This window comes from Flavobacterium geliluteum, assembly GCF_017948595.1.
In the GTDB taxonomy this organism is placed as follows: Bacteria; Bacteroidota; Bacteroidia; order Flavobacteriales; family Flavobacteriaceae; genus Flavobacterium; species Flavobacterium flavipigmentatum.
The window spans coordinates 126989-139847 of sequence record NZ_JAGFBV010000009.1 but is presented as its reverse complement, the minus strand read 5'-3'; the positions used below and the strand labels follow the sequence as shown (position 1 = coordinate 139847).

General features: G+C 32.4%; 8 protein-coding genes. All 8 read right to left on the bottom strand.

Annotation, left to right across the window (positions count from 1 at the left end; genetic code table 11):
* Positions 1–428: 428 nt before the first annotated feature.
* The 8 genes from J3495_RS07735 to J3495_RS07700 all read right to left on the bottom strand — a co-directional run bounded on the left by J3495_RS07735 (position 429) and on the right by J3495_RS07700 (position 12797).
* A complete protein-coding gene (locus J3495_RS07735; protein WP_210665983.1) occupies positions 429–1112 on the bottom strand; it encodes a hypothetical protein in 684 nt (227 codons plus the stop codon).
* A gap of 99 nt (positions 1113–1211) precedes the next feature.
* On the bottom strand, positions 1212–1463 hold the full coding sequence (locus J3495_RS07730) for a hypothetical protein (RefSeq protein WP_210665982.1): 252 nt from the start codon (positions 1461–1463) through the stop codon (positions 1212–1214).
* Between the two features lie 429 nt (positions 1464–1892).
* On the bottom strand, positions 1893–2144 hold the full coding sequence (locus tag J3495_RS07725) for a hypothetical protein (RefSeq protein WP_210665981.1): 252 nt from the start codon (positions 2142–2144) through the stop codon (positions 1893–1895).
* A 96-nt stretch (positions 2145–2240) separates the two neighbouring features.
* On the bottom strand, positions 2241–2495 hold the full coding sequence (locus tag J3495_RS07720) for a hypothetical protein (protein WP_210665980.1): 255 nt from the start codon (positions 2493–2495) through the stop codon (positions 2241–2243).
* 135 nt (positions 2496–2630) lie between these two features.
* Complete coding sequence (locus J3495_RS07715) at positions 2631–3185, bottom strand: REP-associated tyrosine transposase (protein ID WP_210665979.1); 555 nt, start codon at positions 3183–3185, stop codon at positions 2631–2633.
* 276 nt (positions 3186–3461) lie between these two features.
* Positions 3462–4295 (bottom strand): hypothetical protein, encoded by an 834-nt coding sequence (locus tag J3495_RS07710; protein ID WP_210665978.1) that lies wholly within the window; start codon positions 4293–4295, stop codon positions 3462–3464.
* 12 nt (positions 4296–4307) lie between these two features.
* A complete protein-coding gene (locus J3495_RS07705) occupies positions 4308–10292 on the bottom strand; it encodes a fibronectin type III domain-containing protein (RefSeq protein WP_210665977.1) in 5985 nt (1994 codons plus the stop codon).
* A gap of 54 nt (positions 10293–10346) precedes the next feature.
* Positions 10347–12797, bottom strand: coding sequence for a TonB-dependent receptor (locus J3495_RS07700; RefSeq protein WP_210665976.1), 2451 nt, complete (start codon positions 12795–12797; stop codon positions 10347–10349).
* Positions 12798–12859: the final 62 nt, after the last annotated feature.

The window sequence follows — 12859 nt, the reverse complement described above, 5'->3', positions numbered from 1 at the left end:
TACAACTGTGATGGTAATAAAAGTGGGAACGGTACTATCTATGACTTTGTATTTCTCAGACATTTTTTTAACAAATATATTTCTTTTTACTAAATCATGTATTTGAATTATCGTAGTTAGTCGCGTTACAAACGCTTTGTTTTGCCTAAACCTATAAGTAGGTACTCGTTGCAAACGAGCACCAGAGGGGGGGGAAACTCAATGTTGGTTCTAAATAATATTAGATGCAAACTTATAATCAGAGTTTTCGCTGTTATTAACAGAGAAACTCCTTATATCAATACTTATAAATTTGCATCTTAACTTTTAATGATTTTATTTGTTTTTTATCATAGAGTGCGCAGCTTTTCATAAGCAACACTTCGGAGAGCGAGGAGCATTTGCGCAGCAGTGTAGTTTTTTATGAGAACACTTCGTAGAGCGGAGTATTAGACCGCTTTTTCTTGAAGATTGTTATGCAGAATTTTAAAATTTTCTAATATTTTTCCAAACGTTGAGTTTGATTTCATTGGTTCAAGTTCAGAGGTAACCATCTTTACAAAATCATTTTCATCATGTGCGTTAGACTTATTTTTAATCACCAATTCTCTATAAAAAATATCTGTACCAGTATTAATAATTAAGGTTGATATTTTTTCTCTTTCTAAATTTTCATAAGATTTGGCAACATCAATAAATTCATTGTAATTATTAAAAAAACTAACTACATCATTTTGGTAAAATGATTTTACAAAAGCACTAAACAATTGAATGTCTTTAACTGTGTTTGATACAAAACGAAAATTCTCTCCTCGCATTTCATACTCTAAATCTTGAGGAATATGATCCACATCAGCTACAGGTTTTTTGTAAATAGTATAATAATTATTTAAATCGCCATCTAATATTTTTTGTATTTCTTGCTCTACAATATTAAATCGCTTTTCAGCAGTTAAACCATGAGTAACAAATTTGTCACCATATTCCAGCCAACTAAAGGCAATTCTAAATCCCTTGTCATTTGTATCTTTTGTGTAAAATATATTCATATCTACTTCCTTAAATGTATACCCTTCGTCTTCAAGAAAGGCACACTCTTTTCTTATTGTTTGGATATATAGCTCTCTGTTCATATTATTATTTTAATGAGTTTACATCTTGAATGGTATTACCCACACCCTTTCATGAAATACTATTTGTGCTTCTACTGGATTATAATGAATATAATTTACTCACTGTTCTATTTTCTCTAAAGTATCTAAAATTATGGGATGAAAACCATCTTGCCAGAATTTATATTTTTTTGCTCTGCCTGCTTTTTGTGCCTCGTAACTAAATTTTCTTAGCAACCATTCTCGTCTGCTCTCTTGATGCTCCTGAATTGCTACTACAATTTTTTTTGAAGTAAATTTTTTAAAATCACGAATCACATCTTGCAACTCTCCATCAAAAGCGGTAACTATTAAATGAATGTGACTAGTCATATAAACATAAATGTACACTTAATCCTTTTTCTTTAATACAATAATTTAAAGAATCGCCTATAATAGTACAATAAACCGGTCTAACAAATAAATCAACCCAATCTACAACTGTGATGGTAATAAAAGTGGGAACGGTACTATCAATGACTTTGTATTTCTCAGACATTTTTTTAACAAATATATTTCTTTTTACTAAATCATGTATTTGAATTATCGTAGTTAGTCGCGTTATAAACGCTTTGTTTTGCCTAAACCTGTAATTATCTACTCGTTGCAAACGAGCACCAGATATGATGACAAACGAGGACGAGGGGGATTCTTTGTGTTCACGAGCGGGACGCTCGCGCTAGCTGGTGATTTTGAGGTTTATTTCCTAACATCTTTTAAGTGAAAGTTTTTGTATTAATCTATCTCTTATAATAAAACATATTAAATACTAGACCTTTTATTTGATATTTTTTTGTCAAATGCTTCTACTGTACCACCATAAATTCTTCCTAAGTCAAAAATTTGGTTTAAATCTGCATTGATAAATTCAACCACGACAAGATTTAATTTGTGATTTATATATTCAATAAAAACAAAGTCTGTATTATAAGTTGAATTGTACCAATCAATGGAGTCTTTTAAAAAATCTTCATAATCACAAATTATGGTTAATCTTTTCTTTTCTTGTTGCATAAGTAATAATGTTTTTTATTTTAGAGATCATGAAAAATTTTAATCAAATGATAGTGAAAAGATTTAGTAAATTTCAATCTAACATTATTCAAAAAATTACATAAATATGGATGGTGGATTTGATATATTTTTTTCTACTGCTTCTGTTGTGCCACCCAACATTCTTCCTAATTCAAAAATTTGATTTAAATCAGCATTAACAAATTCAATAATAGCAAAGTTTACTTCACCATGTATATATTTGACGAAGATGAAATCTGTTTTATTAATTGAATTGTAATCACTTATCACTTCTTTTAATAAATATTCTTTGTTAGTAAATATTCTTATTTTCTTTTTATCTGGCTCCATTTATAATTATTAATTTAATTTCAGGAAACATATCGTTAAATTGCTTAATTACTCCCTCTGGTGCTCGTTTGCAACGAGTACCTACTTACAGGAAGACACAAAACAAAGCGTTTGCAACGCGACTAATTTAGTAAATCACCATAGCGGTTCAACATTAACATTACAAAAAACGTTGTTGTCTTGTTCATAATTTTTGTAACTGCTATTCACATAATTCCTTTCATGAAATACTATTTGTGCTTCTACTGGATTATAATGAATATAATTTACTCGTTGTTCGATTTTCTCTAAAGTATCTAAAATTATGGGATGAAAACCATCTTGCCAGAATTTATATTTTTTTGCTCTGCCTGCTTTTTGTGCCTCATAACTAAATTTTCTTAGTAACCATTCTCGTCTGCTCTCTGGATGCTCCTGAATTGCTTCTACAATTTTTTTTGAAGTAAATTTTTTAAAATCACGAATCACATCTTGCAATTCTCCATCAAAAGCGGTAGCTATTAAATGAATGTGACTAGTCATATAAACATAAGCATGTACACTTAATCCTTTTTCTTTAATACAATAATTAAAAGAATCGTCTAGAATATTACAATAAACTGGTCTAACAAATAAATCAACCCAATCTACAACTGTGATGGTAATAAAAGTGGGAACGGTATTATCTATGACTTTGTATTTCTCAGACATTTTTTAACAAATATATTTCTTTTTACTAAATCATGTATTTGAATTATCGTAGTTAGTCGCGTTACAAACGCTTTGTTTTGCTTAAACCTGTAAGTAGGCACTCGTTGCAAACGAGCACCAGCGGGAGTTTATCTTAGTTAGTCGCGTTACAAACGCTTTGTTTTGCCTAAACCTGTAAGTAGGTACTCGTTGTAAATGAGCACCAGAGGGGTTATGACAAAGAAGTTCTTTGTGTTCACGAGCGGGACGCTCGCACCAGAGTTAGGGTATTGTTATCTATTTTTCGAAAACTCCATAAATAAAAATACTTTCGGGCATATTTCCACCTCCCATACAATAAATAACAGTTAATTCGTCATTTTCAGAAATTTCAAATTGTCTAGAGCTATGATCGTCGGTATAAGCATAATAAATGCCATTTTCTTCTTTTATTTTGAAATTGTATTTCTTTGCTAATAATTCAAGTTCTTCTTTATCAAAATATCTAAAAGTAGATAATACTTTTATATTTTCTTTTATAATATAAATTCGTTTAGTTCCAATTTCTACATATGAATTACTCCAAATAGCGTAATCTGTAGAACTTAGCCAATTATCATGTTGGCCAGTTACATTATGTAATTTTAAACCGTCGAAAAAAGTATATGAAATATTTTTTTTTAGTTTTTCTAATGATTCTATTTCACTTTTTAATATTTTATATTTTAACATATTTAATGATTCATTCATTTTTGTTAGCCAATTTTTTGGCAAGAAATCATTTTTGACATTTATCGCTATAATTTTTGTAGAAAAATCATATAGAATTTTTTCAAATTCATATTCCTTTAATACTGTTTCATTGGCTAATCCATCATATACATAAAAATATATATCACCTTCTTCTATTTTAAGTCCTTCCTTGTCTTCCCAATCCATTTGGTTATAAAACAAAATACTAATATTCTCGATTCCAAATCCTCCAATTGAATTAATAGTTTGAAGTATGTAATCAGAAAATTCAATTGTTTTTAAATTAGAAAAAAACATACTTAAAGTATTATTTGAAGGACTAAAATCAATTCTTAATTTATTAGTTGATAATTTGTCCTCTGTTATTATCCATTCCATATTTATGTTTTTTTAATCAAACCAGAAACTTGTTATTTTTTCATTTTTACTAGTAAACATAATTTTATAACCTTCAGATGTAAAGCCTTCAGATGGATTACCAGAGGGTAGCTGGCCATCATTTTTGTTTATTGCATCTTCCAATACTTCTTTTAGAGCTTTTTCTAGTTTATCATCTGACCAAATTGCAGGATCATAAATAGCTTTCTTAAAATTTTTTGCTCCATCTCCCTTCAGTAAGCCTGTTGTTTTTAATTTTGCATCTATTGCAGGGATTTTATACTCTACAGTTTTAATTCCTGGGGTAGTACTATTTGTTATATTGGTTACAATTATTTCAGGAACTTCATCTAATGCTTTATCTAGTGGTACTGTGTATCCAGCCTCAGAAACTTGTCTTATTTTTGAAAATTCGATTGCATCATGGCAACCTCCAATTCCATTTTTTCTTGGAACTTCCAAATCCCTAAATTTCACATGTTCCATGGTTGCAGGAAGATCAAATTCAGTAAAGTTTATTACCTTGTTCCATACACCATTTTTCATTTTCCATGTTTCCAAGATTTCTATTTCTTTGGAAAGATTTTGAAATGAATTAGATGTTTTTACCTGCGTTGCTCCTCCTAATTCATCAAACCACGGAATTGCTTCTCCATATTCAAATAACAAATCCGAAGGTACAGATTTCATTTTAAATTTATAATAGTAATATTCTTTACCTTCTTCAACTAATACGGAATAATTTTCCATTAAAGCGCGTGAGGAAATGGTATAACTAGAATTAGCAGGAACAACACCTGCATAACCACCACCTAAACCTTCTCTTGTTTGAAATCTATCCAGGATTTCATCAATTGAAGGAGCTTTTCTTTTGTCAACTCCCCAAACACCTTCGCATGGCGGATATTCTTTAGCAGGATCTAGACCGAATTTTCTATATACTGTTTTTAAATCATTTTCATGGCCTTTACCTTTTGTCCATGCTTCATAAATTTCAGGTGCAAATTTATTACCATTAGCACTCTTTATTTGCGAAGCTGTTTTAGTATAAAATTCTTCAAATGTGACGTTCCTTACTTTTTGCTTCCATACCTTTTTAAAAGCACTTAAATCTTCAATTGATTTTATGCCTTTATCATTCCATTTTTTCCAAACTTCAAATAATTCAAGATCATCATTCAATGACTTAAATACTGTTGATGTTGCAACTTCAAAATCACTTAAAAACTTAGATTTTAAATCTGGTGCTAGTTTAGTTATTTCGTCAGCCAGGTTTTTATATCCCAAATTTTCGATTCGAGTTAAAATTCCGGTTTCTGTATTTGAAGAGAATATCCAGGCAACTATATTTCCTGCGTCATCTTTTCCTATTTTTAGGATTCCTGTCTTTCCTGAAATCATATCAGTAATGACTTCATTTGACTCATAAAGAATATTATTTATTTGATTAGATCCAGATCCAATAGGAGCTATTATCTTTAATCCTTCTTTTGAAAATTCTAAAATATTTTTATTTAGTTGAGCATTTATAATTCTTATTTTGGCTCCGTCAGGCAGGACTTTTAAGATATCATCAGGAACTTTTTCAATAATTCCCAAAACAATATTTCTAGTAATTTTATTGCCAAATTTAGCCATAGCAGGAATAACATTTTTGAGTGCTGTTATTGTTGCTACTGTTTTTGAAGGTGCCGATTTAATGACATTTGCTATTATTTTTGCTACATCTGAAAGTTCTCCGGCTTTCGAAAGAGCATTTATTTCTCCCGCTCCAACATAAAAAGATAATACGAAAACTACATCGTAACATGTTGCGTATGTTGTTTGATATCCATCCAAGCCATATCCATCGACGTAACCGTGATGCTCCTTTAGTGTTGTCCATAAATCAGTCCCTATCTTAGAAAAAGCATTTTTTTCAGATATTCCATTAAATGTTTCATTTAGGAACTTATTTATATCTACTGGATTTGTTGTCAATCCATCTGCTAAGGTTGTAATTCCTAATGCTAGGTCTACTATTGAATTCCATATTCCACAACCACAGGCATTTGGGTAATTATAGAGGTCTTTAGGGATTAACGCAGCTAAACTTTGTGGACTTACCCCTGCTTTTTCAAATAAATAATCAAAAACTTTGTTTTGAACATTATCAATTCGGTTTGGATTATAATAGCTTTCAGGTATCTTTAAATTTTTTAGTAAACAACTTAATAATTCAATAGCTTCATTACCACTGATTAGTTCGTAAGTATCTTTACCCAAAGCTGCAAGAAGTTCAAAATCAAGTTTTATTTCATCACCATCTTTTTGAATTTTTTGTCTTAAATTATCAGCAATTGTACAGTCTGTATCTAATTCTTCATTAATATATTTGTATAGTAGATATTCATCTTTAATTCTTTCATAATCTTCTAAATTTATTACTAAGGTAACTTCGTTAATATTCCACTCAGATACTCCTTTAAGCTTAGCTATTAAATCTTTATGACCATACTTTAGCATTTCTCGAAAATTAATAATCTGCTTAAATGGAATAGAATTCGCATCGCCATCTAATTTATTTATAAATACATTTTTGTATGCTAAAATGTAATCTGCCAATTCATCTTTCTCAGTTTCAGTAATAGTTATATTATTAGATTGATAGTGTTCTAAGACAAATTTATAAAACTCTTGTGCTCTTCCTTTTAGACAATTTATCTTGTCATTAATTGTCGCTATTAATTTTATTTCAATTAGTCCTGCGAGTTGATTTATATTTTTTGAGGCATGAATGTTTTCTTTATTAATGCCTCCATCTGTAATTGTACTGTTTTTTAATATTCCAGAATAAATTGTGTATGATGAACAATCAGAATTGCCTTTTTGCGCAAAGAAAACTTGATTACTTTCGCTTTTCATTGAGTATGGTACTTTACCTGTAAAGTCATAACCATTTACCCCTTCTATTGCGTCTTTATAATATCCTTTAAAGATTTTATCATCAGGTTTAGTAACAAACGCGCACCATCTTTCTTCACCAATAGTAAATCCAACTAAATAACCATTTAAGAAGCCAAAATCTCTAGAATCTTTAGGTAAGCTTATAGTTTCTCCTGTAAGACTTACAAAAGATTTAGTTTGATTTTCATAGCCTGGTATGGTTTCTACGATGGTTCCTATAAGTTTTGACCATGTTTTATACTCCCCATCACTATCCCCTTGAATAAAAGGATACAACTGCAATCCGGGCGCGTGAAGAACTTGCCAATCGTTGTGGCTTAATTCAACACCGGTACCATAATCCATTAATAAATTGGTTGTTGTAGACGTGTTGTATTCTGTAAAAGGATGTTGTAAACCAAAGACTCCATGACCAAGTTCGTGTGCTAAGGTGCGAACAATATTGTTTTTATTAAATATAAAACCATATTGGCGCTTTAGAGGCATGAAACCTAGTATATTCGATTTGTCTGATGGAGCATCAGTGTAAATTATATAATAAGTATCTTTTTTATAATCTGCGCCTAATTTTTGTTTTAAGTTGGCCGTTATTTGCTGTTGTTCGTCTGTGTAAGTAGCTAATAAACCACTTTCGCTAGTTTGTATGCTTTCACCCCAAATATTATCTAAGGTTACATCTATGGTCTTTACATTAAAAGTTACTCCTGCAGGCTCATAAATTTCGTTTAATTGCTTCTGAGCGTTGCTTGGTATCGTAGCTTTATTAACACTTACCAAAGTCACATTCACTTTTTTATTGGTCAAATGCCACAAATCAATAGTTCCTGCAATATCATATTTTCCTGCTGTTTCCTTCGGATCTTTTGGAGTTGCGGGTTTTACAGCTGCAATGATAGTTTCTTTAGCAAAATCTAAAGTCTTTTTCAAAGTCAGCGTTGCAACATTGTCTTTCCAGGCAATTTGAGTACTGTCTATTGCGGTACCATTTTGGGTTTTAAAGACAAGATCTTTCTTGGTTTTCCCATTTTTAAAATCTACTGTAGCCACAACAACATCAGTGCTAGGGTTGTCAGATATCGCTTTGTAATTTACTTTGTAAGTACCACCACCTTTTTTCGGAATTGTTTGATAGGTTTTAGTCAGGCTTCCGTTTTCGGTTGCTGGAGCAGTATCAAAAGCATATTTTCCATCTCCTTTAGAGAAAACCACGTTTACATCTGCAGAAGAAATCTCGGCTACGTCGCCGCCAGATCCCATTCCGTTTGTGTTTTTAGAAGTCGGAATTCCGCCCGGAGCTAATTGTCCTGTTTGTTTAATATCTCCGGCGAGAGCATTGGCAGGAACAGCAAATTGTTTTCCGTCTTTATCTGTAATGACTATATCATTTACCGTTTTCTCTATAACAGAAGTTACACCTGTAGAACTAGTAACTGTTATACTTCCATCAGGATTCTTTACAACAGATTTTATAGATAAATCATACTGATGATTGACAACATTACCGGCATCACCAAAAGCATCATTTACGACACCATCTAGATCAGCCATCCCTTTCCAATCCGGATCATAACTAGCTACAATCTCACCTGAAATTAATTTAAAATCGGTATTGACTCCGATATTATTAAAGGTGATTCGGATACGGGAGAACTGCCCGATGTTTATTTTTTCCCCGCCTAAAGCATCTGCGGCATCTATTAGTTTTCTGAATTTTTCTAAGAAAGGAAGTGTTACATACCCTTCTCCGGTAAAGTTGCCGTTGTTTCCTGTTGCTTTTAAAACTACAATAGGAAAATCTCCTGCGGTAACAACATCGTTTGGAAAAAGCTGAGGTAAAGGGTTTTTGTTGGCCAAATCCTTAGGGTCTGGCTTGATTCCGCAACCTGCAAAAGCAATTTCGTCTTGAGCAAGTGTTGTAAATTCGTGAATGGTACTGTGGATATATTTGCCCACATCACAAGAAGCTCCTACGGTATATTCGTAGGTAGCATTGGGTTTTAAGTTGCTAATGGTTGCAGATTCTCTAGGCGTAACGATCTTATACCACTCTGAGTTGGCATTTTTCTCACGATAATTTACCTGATAATCATAATTATCAATATTGCCACTCCAGGTTACCTTGGCTTGATTTTCGCTCACGCCAGTGGTTGTGATCGATAAGGGAGCTGTACAAGATACTTCGTAGTTAAAAGAAAAAATTTCACTATAACCATTGTTTTTAAATACTCCAATTTCTTCGGCGCCTAAGATGGCTTTTGCTTTTATGCGCCAGGCATATTTTTTGCCCGGTATAAGCTGTGGCTGATTGATGCCATACTGCAGCGTTGTATTTCTGGTTGTAGTGGTGTATAAAGGCGGCGAATAAGCAAAAGCATTTTGTACAGGTGTATAATTGTCCCAAATTTCTACCAAAGAAAACTCATATTCTACATTGCTAACATTGATGCTTCTTGGTGTCCAGCTGAATACAATGTTCTGAATATTGGACTGCATTATAGAAGCATTATTCAAAGGCAAGTTTAAGAACGGAGGCTCATTCTGGAAAATAATAGTGGTGACACTCGTTTTTTTAGACAGCTTTTTGTTGGTAGCAAAATCATATACCTCAACAGAAAAATTGTAAATTCCTTCCGGCAAAGGCTGCGCGTACTGATTTGGATTTAGACCCAATATGTTTTGAAATTCAAAATAAGGTGCTAAGTCAACATTGGTAAGTTGTAACGGAAAACCTCCCTCAAGATATAAGGGTCTTGCGCCTACCACAAAATCGTTGGTAGCAAACGAAATAGAATTGCCCTGAAAATAGAACTTTAATCGCACTTGTCGGTTCGAGATCGTCAAATCGTTTAAAGCCACTTGTATTTTAATCGGGCTATTTATGGTTGTCGCATCGGCATAGTTACTCAAGTAAATAGGAGAGGGCTGCGTGATTTGAGTGCTAATTGTAACAGGAAATGTCTGTGCGTGGCCACTCCATCCTATAAAAGAGCATACAATAAAAACAAGAAGGTGTAGTTTTTTTAGCATTTTGGGTACTTGCGGTTTATCCATTATTTTTGGTATTACTATCTTATTACTGTCTTTCGACTTTAGTTTTCTACAGTTTTATTTCTGAATATGTTTTAAATCAATATCATCAATAGTGGCATTTTTAACGGCCAGATCATGATAAAACGGAATCATTTTTACCTCAAGAATATCTACTATTTCGGTTGCTGATTTTTTGTCTTTTATTAATTTAAAAGCTTCTTCAATTTCTTGAATGCTAAAATTAGCTGCATATTGGTTTTGTTGTATTTCGCTTGACGTAATTTTCGATAACGCCGAAATTTCGCGATACATCCATCGATGATGCATTAATTTATCACGGTTATTATTACTTCTTTCAACCAATTTCAAATACGATTTATACGCAGTTTTATTGGTAACATCTGCTTCTTCTTTGCCATTTAAGGCATGATTATTTACTCGTCCAACGGCGATAGAGTATTCATTTTCAAGACTTTCGTCTTTACTAAACATATCTTTTTCTAATTTCTGATAAGCTTCTGCCAAGTATTCATTATATTTTTTTAACGTTTCAGCGGCAGTATCATAAGCTTCCAAATAATCCAGCACTTTTTCTTTAAATTGTTTATCATCAGGAGTTAACGTTGCCAGTGTGAGCAAATGTTCTAAATTGGTATTTTCTTCTGTTGGCAAAGGTTTTAGAGCCAGCTGCATGTCTTTTAGCTGTGTTGTAATTTGATCACGATTTCCTTCGAAAACTTTTCCGTTAAAACTTATTTTCAGCGTTGGATTTACATCCTGATCTTCTTCTGTTTTAGGTTCTCTTTTTGGGCGTAACTTTATTTTATCAAAAGAATAGGTATACGTCAGAGTTCCGGTAAGATCATTGTTCTTTTGAGTCGCTGAGTTGCTAAACAGGGAAATGATTCCCATATTAAAATTATGTTTTTGCATATAAATATACGATCCGTTTACTCTAAAATTGATGACATCATTTTGCTTGGTTCCATCGTTATAACTGGTATTATAACTGGTAGAAGCAGAGGTTGTAAATTTTTTGTCAAAAAATAATTTTGTAGCACCAATGGTAGGGCCAAAGATCAGACTTTTGCCACTATCAGTTTTTCCGTAAGTGTTATTAATGGCAGCATTTATATTCAAATCTTTTTCGGGATAGCCGATGCTGTAAGAGATTCCGGAATTGTAATAAGTGCTTGCACCTCCGGCAATTGTTTGTCCTTGTTGCTGATTGACGGCATCTTGCATCGAAAAATTAGCATTGATCGATTTTTTGATTCGTTTATCATTTTTTAATAAATAATTAATCGCAAGCGAAGCGTTTTGATTGACTTGTCTAAAATTTAAAGTATCGAGATAATCAAAATCAGAAACCTGATTGATGTAATCAAATTGGTTGCGACTGTTGGTATACGACTGGAAATTAGAATAATTGATGTTGAAATTTAGTTTTTCATTCGCACGATAGTCAATGGTCAGTGCCGATACCAATCGTTTCATCTGACTTTCTTTTTGTTTGTCTAAATTGTCTTTTTGAAGTCCTAAATTTACAGATATAGCAACTTTGTCTTTATAAAGCGATTGCGAAGCATTTACAGTAATATTTTCTAAATCATTGTTGAAATAATACCCCCCAAGAGTTCTGTAATTAGGATCGATTCGTTCATATCCTAAGCCCAAAGTACCTTTTCCTGCAGGATAAACCAACTGACCTTTGAAGGCATTGTAACTTGCTGTTGTATTATTCGGACTTAAAAACAAAGCAGCTATTCCTTTAGCTTTCGAACCATCAATTATTCGGGTATCTTCGGTAATGCTGCTGTTTGCAAATTCTGTAGATACTTGTAGCTTTTGAAAAAGTTTAAAACCGGTTTCAAAACTTATAGCGGTATTTTCTTTTGGAGCAATTCCTAATTCAAATGGAACTGGGTTTGAGATTGAGTTTATTTCGTCTTTAGCTTTAAAAAAGGTAACTCCTAAAGTTATTTTTTCTAAAGCATAATTGGTTTTAAATCCATAACCAAATCTTTTATAAGTAGGCAGCAAGTCAGGATATGCGCTGTTGTATTCGCTATTTTTTAATAATCTGCCGTACATCGCGCTAATTTTAAATTTTCCTTGCGGTGTTAGATCAACTCCAAAACCAGAAAATTGATGTCCGCTCAAAGTGTAAGGAGAAAAAGTCATGCTCACATCTCCAATATGTGCTGTAATCCATTTGTAGGATGGGTGGATGCTCAGTCGATTCATTAAAACAGGTTTATCATAACCAAATTTTTGATTGGTATAGGAAAACGATAGCGGAATATTGTAGAGTCCAGCTATATTAAAATTAATATTTCCGTTTAAAAAGTAGCTGAATGGGTCTCTGGCTGCATTTCCAGAATAGAATACAGTATTGGCAGAGGCACCTCCGGATACGTTTACTAATTTTGCTTTTGTGACTTCCTGAACATTAAAGTTTTGTGCAAAACTTAATGCGCAGACAAAAAATGCCAGTATGTAAAATTTTAATCTTTTTAAAATCATCTTTTTTGTGCTATGAAAATCAAATCGACAGCTTTATTTTCTGCCGATAGATTGTCATTATT

Coding starts and splice junctions, on each gene's coding strand:
- J3495_RS07735 (WP_210665983.1), bottom strand. CDS start 1,112: ATGAACAGAGAGCTATATATCCAAACAATAAGAAAAGAGTGTGCCTTT.
- J3495_RS07730 (WP_210665982.1), bottom strand. CDS start 1,463: ATGACTAGTCACATTCATTTAATAGTTACCGCTTTTGATGGAGAGTTG.
- J3495_RS07725 (WP_210665981.1), bottom strand. CDS start 2,144: ATGCAACAAGAAAAGAAAAGATTAACCATAATTTGTGATTATGAAGAT.
- J3495_RS07720 (WP_210665980.1), bottom strand. CDS start 2,495: ATGGAGCCAGATAAAAAGAAAATAAGAATATTTACTAACAAAGAATAT.
- J3495_RS07715 (WP_210665979.1), bottom strand. CDS start 3,185: ATGTCTGAGAAATACAAAGTCATAGATAATACCGTTCCCACTTTTATT.
- J3495_RS07710 (WP_210665978.1), bottom strand. CDS start 4,295: ATGGAATGGATAATAACAGAGGACAAATTATCAACTAATAAATTAAGA.
- J3495_RS07705 (WP_210665977.1), bottom strand. CDS start 10,292: ATGGATAAACCGCAAGTACCCAAAATGCTAAAAAAACTACACCTTCTT.
- J3495_RS07700 (WP_210665976.1), bottom strand. CDS start 12,797: ATGATTTTAAAAAGATTAAAATTTTACATACTGGCATTTTTTGTCTGC.